Origin of the sequence: Vibrio sp. 10N.222.52.B12 (assembly GCF_002875385.1) — a bacterium.
Classification (GTDB): domain Bacteria; phylum Pseudomonadota; class Gammaproteobacteria; order Enterobacterales; family Vibrionaceae; genus Vibrio; species Vibrio jasicida.
This window is the reverse complement of record NZ_MDAW01000150.1, coordinates 37,946-55,397: the sequence shown is the minus strand read 5'-3', so window position 1 is coordinate 55,397 and position 17,452 is coordinate 37,946. Positions and strand designations below refer to the sequence as shown.

The 17,452-nt window shown below is 49.1% G+C and carries 1 protein-coding gene; it reads right to left on the bottom strand.

The window, feature by feature from the left end; translation table 11 throughout:
- Positions 1-151: 151 nt before the first annotated feature.
- A complete protein-coding gene (locus BCT11_RS23340) occupies positions 152-17,401 on the bottom strand; it encodes a tandem-95 repeat protein (RefSeq protein WP_102389397.1) in 17,250 nt (5,749 codons plus the stop codon).
- Between the last annotated feature and the right edge of the window lie 51 nt (positions 17,402-17,452).

The window sequence follows — 17,452 nt, the reverse complement described above, 5'->3', positions numbered from 1 at the left end:
ATCCCGAGTTCAGGTTAACTAAGAATACTTTTTTCAATTTCCAAGTTTTTTCTACAGCTCATAGAAAGAAATCCGACAAAAAAGCCATGCAAAGTAGACTCTGAATGGCTTTGGTTTGGGCAGCAATGACACCGCCCTCGTCTAGGACTGGTTACATTGAGCTTTGATCGAAATCGTTGCCTTGGTCAGTACCCGTCTGAGTATCCGAGTCGAAGCTGCCAGAGTCATCCGTGAAGTCAACACCTTGATCTTGACCTCCCGCACTTGTCCAGTCGCTGCCGCCAGATTCCATACCCGCCATATCTGGTTGCTGATCTTGAGCAGAACCTTGCATGGTGTATTGATCATCGACTTCAACTTCAACTGTGCCACTCGCACCTTCTACTGCGCTGCCCAATTCGTCGTAACCTTGGAATTGGATTTCGCTCGTACCTTCGTAACCTTCTGGTAAGTCAACCGATACTGGTTGGTTCAGGTTGCCACTTAATGTGAAGCTGCCATCGCCATTATCCAGTGCGTTGCTTACTGATGCACCATCAGGTAGACCGGACATTTCTGCATAATCCACCGATTCGTTACCGCTGACCTCATCTGGAACCGAGATAGAAATGGTATCGCCTGGTGCTGCAGTCACATCAGCTGCGCTCTCCTCTTCACTGTCTGCACCGTTTGCTGCTTGCTCTTCAGGCTGTTGCGCTTCGCCGACTTGCTGCTCTGATGATGCTTGAGCAGTTTGGATTTGTGGCTCGTCGCTTTGCGCTGAATCGTCCGCAACTTGGATGCTCAGGTTCTGATTAGACACCTCACCGTTGTCGTTGACCTGAACATCCATAGCCAAATTGCCATCGAAGTCATCGTTCGGCCAGTACGTCCACTCTTCATCACCTGATTTCGCGAAGAAACCTGCATCGTTTGCATCGGCGACATCCAACACTTCTGCTGAAGGGCTAATGCCAAGCTCATCAATCAACTGTGCTTCCGTTAGTGTTAGTGAACCATCATCAGCGAGTGCGTAGCCTTCGCTGGTAGTAGTTTCACCTTCACCTTGGATGTCGACATTAAAGAAGCTCTCAATGCGGTTTTCACCGTCAGTTGCAATAAAGCCAACTTGAACACCTCCGGTGTAGCCTTCTGCTGGTGTGAATTGGTAGTTACCTTGGTTATCGGTCTCTATCACACCTTGACCTTCCATTAGGCTCACTGACTCAATGCTCAAGCTGTCGCCTTCTGCATCGCTCAAGGTCGATAGCATGTCATCATTGGTGAACGACAAGGTGCCATCCGCTGCCATTTCTGTGGTAGAAATGCTGTCGATTTCTGGAGAAGCATTCTCTTGTGGTGCGTCTTCTTTCACGACCACACCTGTTTGCTCATCATGAAGCACACCGTCTTTATCAATCACGTAAGCGATATCCGCTTCACCAGTAAAGCCTGGTGCTGGATTGAATGTCCATGTGCCATCACCGTTATCGACAATCTCACCTTGGCTGCGATCAGCTAGGTGAACGAATTTCACTTCATCACCCGCGTCAGCGTCTACGTTTTCTGCCAATCCGATTAGGTCATCAGCGGTTAGGATAACTGCTTCACCCGCTAGGGTTTCGAAGTCACCTGAATCGATACCATCTTCGAACTCTTCTGGCTCATCACCATAATCCACCGTTGTTGCGGTCACGGTTACGAAGAACTCGCCATTAAAGTCAGCCGGAGGCGTCATTTGCAGGTCTGAGATATCCCACTCGTTCAAGTCGATGTATTGACCCGGCTCCGTAATGGTAATGGTGTTCACACCATCCGTAACTTCGAAGCCAACAGGGAAACCAGTCATCACTAGGTTACTTAGCGTTTCTGAATCGTCGATTAGACCGACATTCAAGCCTAGGTGACCTGTTTCGTCCTCACCGAAGACTAACGGACCATCATGGTCGGTTGTGATGACTGCGCCATCCGCAACAGGGCGAACAAACACTGGTACATCAAGTACCGTCTCAAACTCACCGTCACTTACCACAACTTGCAAGTCAGAAACACCCGAAAAATCGCTAGTCGGTGTGAATGTCCAAGTACCGTCACCGTTGTCTGTTACCTCACCACCATCTTCACCTTCTGCGGTGATAATGCGTGATACGACTAGGTTTTCAGTATCGATATCGCCGAACAAGTTCATCAGGTCGCCAGCGTCGAAGGTGAATGCGCCATCTTCGTCGGTTGCCATAAACGCATTACCCACATTGAATGGAGCATCATTGACTGGAATAACATCCACATTCAACGAGCCTTCAACCACTTCTTCACCATCCGTCGCGGTGTAGCCCAGTTCCACCAAACCATTGAAGTCTTGAGTGGTCACCAAGTGGTACATACCATCTGGCTGCTGAGTTAATGTCGCGTTTGCAGGAGCACGAACCGTGATGCTTTCTAAGCTGATTTCGTCACCATCAAGATCCGTGACTTGATCAGCGATGTAAGCTGGGTCAATCACCATGACCACATCTTCTTCGCCTTGCATCTGGATGGTTGGCGCTTCTGGTGCATCGTTAACCGCTTCGACGTTTAGATTGCCTTCAACCGGCGTAACTAAATCACCATCGCTGATGCCGAACGACATTGGCACATCACCATTGAAGTTCTCAGCCGGAGTGAATGACCAAGTACCATCACCGTTGTCTAGCAAGTCACCGTATTGCTCATCAATCACTAGGTCTACAGCAGACAGTTCATCGTAGGTGTTGTCGATGTCTGTCGCGTTAGCAAGCAACATGTCCTGCGTGATAAGAATGGTGGTATCTTCGGTGCCAGCAATATTCACTGGCGTTGATTGCGGCGCATCGTTAATTGGGTTCACCGTTAGGTCAACGCCCACTTCCACGCTTGCACCATCGTTATCAATCAAGTCGAAGCTTAGGTCGATATCGCCATTGAAGTTCGCATCAGGCGTAATCGTAAAGCTACCATCTTGGTTCTCAACAACGGTTGCATTGGCTACCGCGGTTAAGTTCACCGCTTCTAGATTATCGCTGTCGACGTCACCCGCTTGAGCCAGTAACTGCTCTTGACTCAATGTGATTGAACCGTCTTCATCGACGCTGTAAGCCAAGTCGCCAGATACCGGAGCATCGTTGACTGGCAATACATCAATGTTTGCGTTGGTTGTCGCAGTTGCACCGTCTTCATCAGCCACTACTACGTCTAGGCTTACGCCACCATTGAAGTTTTCATTTGGCGCGAAGCTGTAAGTACCATCGTCATTCGCCGTTAGAATACCGTCGCTACCACTGTAAGAGACGCTTTCTAGGCTCACGTCACCTTCCACATCGCTTGATTGCGCTAGCAGTTGCTCTTCCGTGAAGATAATGACTTCGTCTTCATTGACAGAGTAACTTGTCGCACCTGCGATTGGTGGATCGTTCACCTCAAGAACGGTAATACCCGCAGTGGTTGAGTCTGTCGCGCCCTCTTCATCGACAACTACAACGTCTAGGCTGACCTCGCCATTGAAGTTCTCGTTTGGAGAGAAGGTATACGTACCATCACCATTGTCTTGGAACACACCATCGTTACCACTGTAAGTCACACTGCTGATGTCTACGCCGCCTTCAATATCCGACGAATTAGCCAGTAGTTGCTCGTCACTAATGGTGATCGAGTTGTCTTCATGTACGGTGTAAGACGTGCTGCCTGCAACTGGCGGATCGTTCTCTGGCGTCACACTCACATCAATGTTGGCAGAGGTTGTATCCGTACCGTCTGACACATCGAAAGTGAAGTTCACGTCGCCATTGAAGTTCTCATTCGGTGCGAAGCTGTACGTGCCATCACCATTGTCGGTTAGGACACCGTCTGCACCTGTGTAAGTCACGCCTTCAACTGTTAGGTTGTCACCTTCTACATCCGTCGTGCCTGTTAATAGGTCTGCATCTGTAAAGGTAAGAAGACCGTCCTCACCCACGGTGAACGCTTGATCTTGTGGCTCTGGAGCGTCATTGACTGGCGTTACCGTTAGGTCGAGACCAGCAGCAACCACTTCTTCCCCGTCAGTCACGTCGTAGGTGAACTCGATGTCACCGTAGAAGTTCTCGCTTGGAGTAATGGTGAAGCTGCCATCCTCGTTCATTTCAACCGTTGCATTTTCATCATTGGTGCTCAGGTTGATTGCACTTAGATCGTCACCATCGATATCAACAGCGTGCTCCAGTAACTGCTCTTGAGTTAGCGTGATGCTGTTGTCTTCGGCAGTGACCGCCGCGATATCACCCGTTACTTCTGGTGCATCATTGGTTGGCGAGATATGAATCGTAACATCTTGCGTCGCTGTCGCCGTTGTACCTGTATCCACATCCGTAGAGATTGCGTTTACGGTTAGCGTCACATCGCCATTGAAGTCCGCAGAAGGGATAAACTCTAGCCCTTCTAGCTCGCCTGGTTGTAGTGACCAAGTGCCGTCCCCGTTATCAACACCAACCGATAGTGCGCTGCCTTCTGGCACATCTTCAATCAAGATAGAGAGGTTTTCTGAACCATCGGTATCGGTTAATGCTGCATCGATATCAAGCGGCACTGGCGTATCTTCGGTACCGATGATTTGGTAATCCGCGTCCGCTACCGTGATTTCGATGTTGTCGATACCAAACGATTCATCCCAAACGTCTTGATTCAAGGTTGAACCGAAGCCAAGTTGCAATTCACCATCCTCGACAGGAACCGTCAGGTTGATTTGGTGAGCTTGGTCATTCCAACCACTGAAACCTTCGCCTTGTGAAGAGCCGTGGACAACTTCACCTACTTCGTTGCCGTTAGAGTCGTAAAGCGTTGTCGTACCATCTTGAGTAAGGAACGCTGAATTCTCCAAGGTGGTTAGCGGTTCGCCGCCGACAAAGATTTGGAACGACTCGCCATCCCAAGAATCGATTTCGTAGAAGCTAAACGAGATATTCACTTCGTTGACATCGCTTGGGATCTCGTAGGTTTTGCTGACCGCTTCATCACCGCCAGTGCCACCAATACGACCCAACATATCGCCCGTTTCGAACCCTTGTGAGCTCTCAGTGTTCGCGTTCCAACCGTTCGAGCCAGACTCGAAGTTATCAGAGGCAATCACCAAGTCTGAAGCAATCGACAGCTCTGGCATATCGACCACAGATTGAACATCGATGTTCGCTTCTGCTGGTACGGTTGCGGTGCCATCGTTGACATCAAACGTCACGTTCACGTTGCCATCGAAGTTTTCATTCGGTGCGAAGGTGTACGTACCGTCACCGTTATCAACCAAGGTACCGCTGTCAGAGGCAACGTTTTCAACCGTTAGGTTATCACCATCGATATCACCTGCATTTTGCAACAGTTGCTCTTCGGTGAAGGTGAAGCTGGTATCCTCTTGCGTAACGAACTGCGGCTGACCAACCGTTGGCAAGTCATTCACTGGGTTCACAGTCAGATCGGCAGTGGCTTGAATGGTTGCATCACCGTCCGTAATGTCGAAGCTCAGATCAATGTCGCCATTGAAGTCCGCATCCGGTGTGATAGTGAAGCTACCATCATCGTTCGCAACAACGGTCGCATTACCGTCAACAGTCAGGTTGGATGCGGTTAGGTCATCGCCATCCACGTCGCCGGCTTGAGCAAGAAGTTGCTCTTGGCTGAGAGTGATAGAACCATCTTCATCCACGCTGTAAGCCAAATCACCTGATACTGGCGCATCGTTGACTGGCAATACATCAATGCTTGCATTGGTTGCTACCGTTGCACCATCTTCATCGGTCACGACAACATCTAGGCTGACATCACCGTTGAAGTTTTCGTTTGGTGCGAAGCTGAATGTACCGTCGCCGTTATCGGTAAAGATACCATCGGAGCCGCTGTAGCTTACGCTATCAATCGCGACGTCACCTTCAACATCAGAAGCATTCGCCAATAACTGCTCAGAGCTAATGGTGATGACTTCGTCTTCGTTCACTGAGTAGCTAGTTGCGCCGGCAATTGGTGGATCGTTCACCTCAAGTACCGTGATACCTGCGGTAGTTGAATCCGTCGCACCATCTTCGTCTACCACAACAACATCTAGGCTGACTTCACCATTGAAGTTCTCGTTTGGAGAGAAGGTATACGTACCATCACCATTGTCTTGGAACACGCCATCTGCGCCGCTGTAGCTGACGCTATCAACCGAAACATCGCCTTCAATATCTGACGAATTCGCTAGTAATTGCTCATCGCTGATGGTGATTGAGTTGTCTTCGTGTACGGTGTAAGACGTGCTACCTGCCACCGGTGGATCGTTCTCAGGCGTCACGCTTACATCGATATTCGCCGTCACGGTATCTGTGCCATCGGAAACATCAAAGGTAAAGTTCACATCACCATTGAAGTTCTCATTCGGTGCGAAGCTGTAAGTGCCGTCACCGTTGTCGGTTAGGACACCATCTGCGCCAGTGTAAGACACTCCTTCAACCGATAGGTCATCGCCATCGATATCCGTTGCACCATCAAGCAGATCTTCATCAGTGAACAGCAAGACGCCATCTTCACCAATGGTGAACGCTTGATCTTCTGGCTGTGGTAGGTCGTTAACTGGATTAACCGTCAGGTCAGCCGTTGCAACAATAGTGTCGGTGCCGTCGTTGATGTCGAACGTGATATCAATGTCACCATTGAAGTTCGCATCAGGCGTGATGGTGAAGCTGCCATCATCGTTTGCCGTGACCGTTGCATCACCGTCAACCACTAGGTTAGATGCGGTTAGCGCGTCGCCTTCTACATCCGATGCTTGAGCAAGAAGCTGCTCTTGGCTTAGCGTAATTGAATGGTCTTCATCGACACTGTAAGCCAAGTTGCCCGATACTGGCGCATCGTTGATTGGCAATACATCGATGTTTGCGTTAGTTGCCGCAGTTGCACCGTCTTCATCAACAACCACAACATCTAGGCTAACATCGCCATCAAAGTTGGCGTTTGGTGCGAAGCTGAATGTGCCGTCACCGTTATCAGTAAAGATACCGTCAGAGCCGCTGTAGCTTACGCTATCAATCGCAACTTCACCTTCAACGTCAGAAGCGTTCGCCAATAACTGCTCGTCACTGATGGTGATCGAATTATCTTCATGCACCGTGTAAGACGTGCTGCCTGCTACCGGTGGATCGTTCTCTGGTGTGACTGTCACATCGATATTCGCGGTCACGGTATCCGTGCCATCGGAAACATCGAAGGTGAAGTTCACGTCGCCATTGAAGTTTTCGTTTGGAGCGAAGCTGTATGTGCCATCGCCATTGTCAGTTAGGACACCGTCCGCACCTATGTAAGTGACACCTTCTACCGATAGATCATCACCATCAATATCCGTTGCACCATCAAGCAGATCTTGGTCAGTGAAGGTCAACACGCCATCTTCACCAATGGTGAACGCTTGATCTTCTGGCTGCGGCAAATCATTAACTGGGTTAACGGTTAGGTCCGCTGTTGCAACAATAGTGTCGCTGCCGTCGCTGATATCGAACGTGATATCAATGTCGCCATTAAAGTTCGCATCTGGCGTGATAGTGAAGCTACCATCGTCGTTTGCCGTAACCGTTGCATCACCGTCAACCACTAGATTAGATGCGGTTAGCGCATCACCTTCTACATCCGTTGCTTGTGCCAACAATTGTTCTTGGCTTAGCGTGATTGAGTTGTCTTCGTCGACACTGTAAGCCAAGTCACCCGATACTGGAGCATCATTGATTGGCAGAACATCAATGTTTGCCGTCGTCGAAGCGGTCGCACCATCTTCGTCCACGACTACAACATCAAGATTCACTTCACCATTGAAGTTTTGGTTTGGTGCAAAACTGAACGTACCATCACCATTGTCGGTAAAGATACCTTCGCTGCCACTGTAGCTCACGCTATCTAGTGCTACCTCACCTTCAATATCGGAAGAGTTTGCCAACAACTGTTCTGCACTGATGGTGATAACTTCATCTTCATCAATGGTGTAACTGGTTGTGCCTGCGATTGGTGGATCATTCACCTCAAGAACGGTAATACCCGCTGTTGTTGTATCAACCGCGCCGTCCTCGTCAACCACGACAACATCTAGGCTAACATCGCCTGTAAAGTTTTCGTTTGGTGAGAAGGTGTAAGTACCATCGCCATTAATTTCTAGCACACCGTCGTTACCGCTGTAACTCACGCTACTGATCGCAACATCACCCTCGATATCAGACGAATTAGCCAGTAGTTGCTCATCACTAATGGTGATCGAGTTGTCTTCATGCACAGTGTAAGACGTGCTGCCTGCAACCGGTGGATCGTTCTCTGGCGTCACTGTTACATCGATATTTGCCGTCACAGTATCCGTGCCATCGGAAACATCGAAAGTGAAGTTCACGTCACCATTGAAGTTCTCGTTTGGAGCGAAGCTGTAGGTACCATCACCATTGTCAGTAAGAACACCGTCTGCGCCTGTGTAAGTGACCCCCTCAACAGATAGGTCATCCCCTTCAATGTCGGTAGCGCCTGTTAGCAGATCCGCATCAGTAAAGGTCAGCACACCATCTTCACCAACGGTGAAGGCTTGATCTTGTGGTTCAGGCGCATCATTAACTGGTGACACCAATAACTCAAGGTTGGTTGAGACAACATCATTGCCGTCAGACACATCGAACGTAAAGGTAATATCACCATTAAAGTCCGCATCTGGCGTTAAGGTGTAAGTACCGTCGCCATTGTCTGTGATGGTGATGTTTTCATCATCCGTTGCCAAATTCAGCGCTGTCAGTTGGTCTCCATCCAAGTCACGCGCATTAGCAAGCAAATCTTCTTGCGTAATTAGGATTGAACCATCTTCTTCAACCATCGCTGAAACAGGCAATGCTTCAGGCGCATGTTCAATGTGGGCACCTGTTGCATTGACGTAGATGGTTTGAGAAACGGTTTCAGAATCATTATTTGATAGCTCTGTTGCCGTTGCCGTTACATTGATTTCTAGCTGTTGGTTAAAGTCTTCTGGCAATTGAATCTGTAGCTCTTGTTCAATTGCTGTGGTTGGAAGCGTTACAGAACCATCTGGACCGACTGTCACTTCACCGCTGTAGATCTGGCTGTTCACTTCACCTACATCAATGGTGAAGTTGAAGTCGGTGTAATCGGCATCGCCGCCACCGTAGAGATCTTCAAAGCCGTAAACCAGTTCACCGTCTTCGTTCACGGTAGTTCGGGTATGTTCAATGCCATCTTGGTTGAGCTCTGAGCTTGAACCACCATGGAAGACTGCATCACCGAATTGGCTTTGAATTACGGTTTCAGAACCATCAGCGCCAACAAACACGAGTTGTGGGTCAACCGTATCCATGTTCGCAGGAGAGCCATCTGCTGCACGGAACTCGTACTGACCATCTTGCATGGATGCAAAGTCATTGAAGTTATGACCGTTAGGAATCAAGAATAGGTTGAAGCTTTCCCCTTCCGAGATTTGGAAGCTGAACTGATCTTGTCCCGGAACGAGGTCACCGTCGCCACCAACTTGAGAGGCGTTTTCGTACACAACTTCAACGCCCGTGATGTTGCCATCTTCATCAACTTTGTAGTAACCCGCTGTGTTTTGGTAACCCGCGGTTTCACCTTCAAACGTAACCGTGATTTCAGTATCGTTGAAACTGGTGATACCGTTGTCTTGATCGTTAAGTACCCCTTCGTTGTCGTAGCTGATCACCGAACCTTCTGGAACACCATCAACGGTCACCGTCAGTGTTTCTGACAAGTCTTGGTCAACCAATGCTGCAGCGATGTTCACTTCAACAATACCGCCTGGCTCAACCAAGATTGCTTGATCATCCACGTTTCGACCATCGCCATCAGTGATGACTAGGTCTGGCGCATCTGCCACGGCTTCGATATGGACATTAATGTCTTGCTCAACTTCATCAGTACCGTCAGAAACCGTAAAGCTGAACTGCAAGTCACCACTGAAGTGCTCTTCTGGTACGAAGCTAAATGTACCGTCACCGTTGTCCGTTACAGTACCTTCATCACCCGAGTAATTAATGCTGGTAACAGTGAGGTCATCACCATCAATATCAATCGCACCACTTAGCAGATCTTCTTGCGTGAACAGGATGCTGCCATCCTCTTCAATGTGGTACATGCCAGGCGCAACAATTGGAATGTCATTGACTGGGTTCATCGTCAATGTCATTTCATTGGCAACACTCAATTCACCGTCGCTCACTTCATAAGTAAACTCGATGTCTCCATTGAAATGCTGTGAAGGCGTAACGGTAAAGGTGCCGTCGCCGTTATCCACGATAGAGGCATTAGGATCATTGGTTTCTAGTGCCGTTGCGTATAGGTCATCACCATCTTGATCGCTGGCGTTTTCAAGCAGCATTTCTTGTGTCACGAGGATAGAGCCATCCTCGTCCACGTCTGCCACGATTGGCGCTGCTTCTGGTGCGTCGTTGACGAACTCAACTTTCAAGTCGATGTTTGCCGCCACCACATCGGTGCCATCACTCACATCAAACGTGAGGTCAACATTACCAAAGAACCCCTGCTCTGGCGTTAACGTGTAAGTGCCATCGCCATTGTCTGTTACTTGAACCGTATCGCTCAAGCTCGTCACGTTCACAACAGATAAGTCATCGCCTTCGATGTCCGTCGCTTGAGCCAGCAACTCTGCTTCAGTAATCGTGATGGCTTCGCCGTCTTCTGTGGTGAAGTACAAATCAGGCACATCTGGCAGGTCGTTCACTGGGTTAACGGTGAGGTTTAGATCCGCAGCGACGGTTTCAATCGCATCAGTTACGTCATAAGTAAATTCGATTTCACCAAAGAAGTTTTCGCTCGGTGTAATCATGAAGCTACCATCAGCGTTCTCAACGATGGTTGCATTAGGATCGTTGGTCGACAGGTTCACCGCTTCAAGATTGTCACCATCCACGTCCGTCGCGTTCGCTAACAAGTCTTCTTGAGTGATGGTAATCGAGCCATCTTCGTCCACGACTGCATCAATAGGACCGCTGACTTCCGGTGCTTCATTGACGATCTCGACATCAATTGAGGCGGTACTTGGTGCACTTGCTTGACCATCGCTGATGTCGAAGGTTAGGTTCACTTCACCGTAGAAGTTCGAAGTTGGCTCGAAGGTAAAGGTGTTGTCGCCGTTGTCTGTCAACGTACCTTGTGACTGGTCAACAAGCAGTAGATTCTCGATATGCAGAATGTCGCCATCCACATCGGTCGCACCTGATAACAGGTCTTTTGCTTCGATGATGATGGTGCCGTTTTCTAGCATTTGAGTGTGCAGCGGTGCACCAGGAACTGGCACATCGTTGACCGGAATAACGGTCAGATCTAGATGGGTATCGACTTCATCGGTGCCATCGAAGACTTTGTAATCGATGTCGACTTCACCATTGAAGTTTTCATTCGGCATAAAGGTGTAAGTGCCGTCGCCATTGTCGACAAGCTCACCGTTATCACCGCTGTAAGAGATATCAGAGATAGACAGCGCATCGCCTTCCACATCACTTGCATTGGCAAGCAGATCGTCCGCACTAAACGTAATGCCCACATCCTCATCTGTCGACAACACAATCGGACCAGAAACAATTGGCGCATCGTTTACTGCTTCGAAGTTGATATTGATGATGTTGTCGTCGGTTAGCTCACCATCCGTGACTTGGTAACCCAGCTCAATCTCACCGTAGAAGTTCTCAGCTGGTGTAACTGTCCATGTACCATCACCGTTGTCGGTTAACGTCGCGTGCTCCGCATTATCCCCCACCAGCTCTAGGTTTTGAATATCAAGAACATCGCTATCGATATCACTCGCTTGTGCTAGAAGCTGTTCTTCTGTGATAACCACAGAGGCAAACTGCGTAGAACCTTCGGTATCGATGGTCACATTTGGCAGGTCAGCGGTCAGTTCGATTTCACTGTCACCTTCACGGATATTCAGTTCGACCGTTTCAGTGATTTCCGTGCCGTCCACACCAATAGATGTAAATACTGCTTCATCATGACAAGTTTGCGAAACCGTCATGTTTTGAACCACATAAGTACCGTTACCTTGAATCGTTCCTAACTCAAAGTAAGACACTGGCTCGTTCACCGTTAGAGTGTAATCCGTCTCATAGCTACCACGATCTTCTTTGTGGTAAGTCATTGAGTCGATCAAGTCACCCTCAGAGTTGAATGCTCGAATTTCCACTTCTGTAAAGTGGCGAGACTCTTCCATAAACCAGCCGCCTAGACCATCTAGGTGGAAGCTGATTTCGTTGATGTCTTGACCTTCAACGGTTACAGTCAGTTTTTCATCGCCACTCAAACCTTGGCGGTCAGTATCGCCAATACCATGCCCAATGTGCGTGTTACCATTCCAAGCACCAAGAGGGTCGTCGTTACTCTGAACGGTAACCGTCAAATCACCATCAGTGAATTGACGCGTATAAGGGTCAACTTCATCCCCCCAATCATCCACACTCGCGTTGTCATCAAACGTACCGATTTGTGTCGTATGTGTACCGTTGGCTAATGCCTCATCATTTGGAATGAAGCGCACTTCCGTATCTGCAGGCACCTCCTGCCCGACTTCTAGCTGTACCCATTCGTCATTTAGATTCGCTTCAATGATGCCGTTTTCAGGGGCTTGGTCGAGACGTAACGCAGGCTCTTCACGCAGAGAAACACCCACGGTTTGGTCTTCTTCCGCTTGAATAAAGATTTCGTCGCCCGCTTCTGGCGCATCGTTGACAGGGTTAACGGTCAGATCCAGCGTGGTCAGAACATCATTTTCGCCATCGCTGATGTTGTAAGTGAAGTCCAACTCACCGTTAAAGTTTTCCGTATGCGTAATGGTGAATGAACCATCGTCGTTGGTTACGATCGTCGCATCTGGATCATTGGTTTGTAGATTGCTGGCAACAAGGTCATCACCTTCAATGTCTGTCGCATTCGCAAGCAACTGTTCTTGCGTGATGGTGATGGCGTTATCTTCATCCACCTCCGCTTGAATGCCTGACGTTTCTGGTGCGTCGTTCACCGCGATAACATCGATGCCTGCGGTTGTTGTATCCGTTGCGCCATCTTGGTCGATGACCGTCACGTCGAGCGAAATGTTACCGTCAAAGTTCTCATTTGGCGTGAAGGTATATGTGCCGTCGCCATTGTCCACGAAGCTACCGTCGTTACCAGAGTAGCTAACATTCGCCAAGGCTACGTCGCCTTCCACATCAGAAGAGTTGGCTAACAACTGCTCGTCACTAATGGTGATTTGACCGTCTTCTTGAACCGTGTACGACGTAGAACCTGCCACCGGCGGATCGTTCACTGGTGTTACGCTGACATCAATGAATGCTGGTGTTGAACCCGTGCCGTCAGACACATCGAATGTGAACTGAACATCACCGTTGAAGTTCTCATTCGGCGCAAAGCTGTAAGTGCCATCGCCATTATCGGTAAGCACACCATCCGCACCTGTGTAGAGAACGTTTTCGATAGACAGATCATCGCCATCAATATCCGATGCGCCTTCCAATAGGTCTGCATCCGTGAACAGCAAAGTGCCATCTTCTTCTACCGTGAACTGTTGATCTTGCGCTTGTGGCAAGTCATTCACAGGATTAACCGTAATATCCAGACCAACTTGTACCGAGCCACCATCGTTATCAATGATATCGAAGGTCAGATCTAGGTCGCCGTTGTAGTTTTCATCCGGTGTGATGGTGTAGCTGCCATCATCGTTGTATTGAATTGTCGCGTTGTCATCTGTCGATAGATTGATGGCTTCAAGGTTCTCGCTATCAATATCGCCCGCTTTGGCAAGCAACTGCTCTTGGCTTAGCGTAATTGAACTGTCTTCGTTGATGGTGTAAGCCAAATCACCCGAGACTGGAGGATCGTTGATTGGCAATACGTCGACATTGATGTGCGTATCAACGGTCGCCCCATTCTCATCTTGAATGGTCACATCCAACTGAACTTGACCATTGAAGTTCTCGTTTGGCGCAAAGCTACAAGTACCATCGCCATTGACGGTAAAGATACCATCCGAGCCTTCATAGCTGATGCCAACAAGCTCTACATCACCCTCGATATCAGATGCGTTGGCAAGAATTTGTGACTCACTGAATGTCAGTACTGAATCTTCGTCAACCGTGTAAGACGTTGGACCGGCAACTGGAGGGTCATTCACTTCAATGACCGTAATGCCTGCGGTCGTTTCGTCAATCGCTCCTTGCTCATCCGCCACAATCACATCAAGGCTGATATCACCGCTGAAGTTCTCATTCGGCATGAAGGTGTAAGTGCCGTCACCGTTGTCTTGGAATACGCCATCCGTGCCTGAATAGGTCACGCTATCGATAGACACTGCGCCTTCCACATCAGAAGAGTTAGCCAGAAGCTGCTCGTCAGAAATGGTAATCGCGTTGTCTTCATCAACCGTGTAAGACGTTGAACCCGCAACCGGAGGATCGTTCACTGGAGTGACGCTCACGTCCACATTTGCTGGTACGGTCTCAGTGCCGTCAGAAACACCAAAGCTAAAGCTGACGTCGCCGTTGAAGTTTTCGTTTGGTGCAAAGGTGTAAGTACCATCGCCGTGGTCAGTCAGCACACCATCGCTGCCTGTGTAGCTAATGCCATCAACCGTTAAGTTGTCGCCATCGATATCGGTCGCGCCAGCAAGCAAGTCTGCATCGGTAAACTGAAGCGTGCCATCTTCTTCAACACTGAACTGCTGGTCTTGAGGAACAGGAAGATCGTTAACCGGATTAACCGTTAGATCCGCCGTTGCTTGGATAGTGTCTGTGCCGTCCGTAATGTTGAATTGGATATCAATGTCACCATTAAAGTCCGCATCTGGTGTAATCGTGAAGCTGCCATCATCGTTCGCTGTAACGGTTGCGTTTCCATCAACAGTCAAATCGCTAGCAGTCAGGTCATCGCCCTCAATGTCAGATGCTTGAGAAAGAAGCTGCTCTTGGCTGAGTGTAATCGCGCCGTCTTCATCAACGCTGTAAGCCAAATCACCCGATACTGGCACATCATTGATTGGCAATACATTCACATTGATGACGGTATCAACTTCAGCTCCATCTTCATCTCGAATGGTCACATCAAGTTGAACTTGCCCGTTAAAGTTCTCGTTTGGCGCGAAGCTGCACGTGCCATCATCGTTAACGCTGAAAATGCCATCCGGACCATCGTAACTAATGCCAACAAGCTCTACATCGCCTTCCACATCCGAGGCATTCAACAGCACTTGCGACTCACTGAAGGTCAGAACAGAATCTTCATCAATGGTGTAAGAAGTTGGTCCTGCGACTGGTGGATCGTTCACTTCCAGCACCGTAATGCCAGCAGTGGTGGCATCCGTTACGCCTTCTTCATCAGCGACGACAACATCAAGCGTCACTTCACCATTAAAGTTTTCATTTGGAGAGAAAGTGTACGTACCGTCTCCATTGATTTGCAACACACCATCGCTGCCAGAGTAGCTCACGCTATCAATCGAGACATCCCCTTCTAAATCCGAAGAATTTGCCAACAGTTGCGCGTCAGAAATGGTAATAGAGTTGTCTTCGTGAACCGTGTAAGACGTTGAACCAGCCACAGGAGGATCATTCACCGGCGTGACGCTCACATCCACATTCGCTGAAACTGTATCTGTGCCATCGGACACATCAAAGCTGAAGTTCACATCACCATTGAAGTTTTCATTTGGTGCAAAAGTGTAAGTCCCATTGCCGTTGTCGGTCAGGATGCCGTCGCCACCGTCGTAGCTCACACCTTCAACTGTTAGGTTGTCGCCTTCAATATCCGTTGCGCCAGTAAGCAGGTCTGCGTCCGTAAAGATCAGCGTGCCATCTTCTTCCACACTGAATTGTTGGTCTTGAGGAACAGGCAGATCGTTGATTGGATTAACGGTTAGGTCAGCGGTTGCTTGAACGGTATTCGTGCCATCTGAGATATCGAAGCTGATGTCGATATCACCGTTGAAATCTGCGTCCGGCGTGATGGTGAAGCTACCATCGTCATTTTGAGTCACCGTCGCATTGCCATCTACCGAAAGATTAGACGCAGTCAGTGCATCACCTTCCACGTCGGAAGCTTGCGACAACAACTGTTCTTGGCTCAAACGAATCGAGCCATCTTCGTCCACCGAGTAAGCAAGATTGCCAGACACTGGCGCATCATCGACTGGTGTGACGCTTACATCAATGTTGGCAGAAACCGTATCCGTGCCGTCGGACACATCAAAGCTGAAGTTCACATCACCATTGAAGTTTTCATTTGGCGCAAAAGTGTATGTCCCATTACCGTTGTCGGTCAGGATGCCGTCGCCACCATCGTAGCTCACGCCTTCAACTGTTAGGTTATCGCCTTCAATATCCGTTGCGCCAGCAAGCAGGTCAGCATCGGTGAAGACCAGCGTGCCGTCCTCTTCCACCTCAAAGGCTTTATCTTCAGGCACTGGTGCGTCATTGATTGGGCGAACGGTTAAATCGATAGAACTTGAAACGGTTTCTTGACCATCACTGATATCAAACGTTAAGTCGAGCTCACCATTGAAATCAGCGTCCGGAACCACGGTGAACGTACCGTCACCATTATCTTGAACCGATGCATTCGCACCCACTTGGACGTTAGACGCAACAAGGTCGTCGCCATCAACATCACTTGCGTATTCGAGTAATTGTTCTTGAGTGAAGGTAATAGTGCCATCTTCATCCATGATGTAAGCCAGATCTTGTTCTACCTCTGGCGCGTCGTTTTCACCTTCGACTTTAATTTGGAACGTTTCGCTCGTGGTTTCTGAGTCGAAATCATCTTCTACTTGCGTCGTGGTCTCTTCACTGGTGTCTTGAACGTCCACCGCAAAGGTTTCTTCTGTGGTTTCTGAATCTAGGTTATCACCACCTTGTGAACCTTCAGAACCGGATGAAGAGGCACTTGGCGCAGCCGACGTTTGTACAGCTTGTCCTTGTGCTTCATTGCCTTCTGCGTCCGAACCACCTTCAGAGCCAGAGGCATCGCCGCCACCAACAGCTTGTGCACCCGCACCTGAAGCCGCACCGCCGCTGCCAGCCGCTTCTTCACCAGACCCACCGTCTGATGCCACGCTGTCTACCACGTTCGATTGAGCGGCATCCGAACCACCGCTACTCTCTGGCGTGTCTTCTTGTACCGCACCACCGGACGCCGAGGCTTCTTCTTCCGATCCAGCACCACTTGGATTGTCTTCCATCGCCTGATTGGCTTCGTCTGCTGCGTCGGTATTTTCAGCACCTGTCGCTACGGTCGAAGCAATCGTATTTTGTTGATTTTGCTGCTGGGAGGGCGTACCCGCGTCATTGGTTTCCGTTTGTTCTACCGCGTCATTTAGGTCTTTGTTTTGGTTATTTTGGTTGTTGTCACCTGCCATTACAGCCTCCGTTGCCATTAGCTAACTGATCGTGTTTAGAGGCAGTAAAGG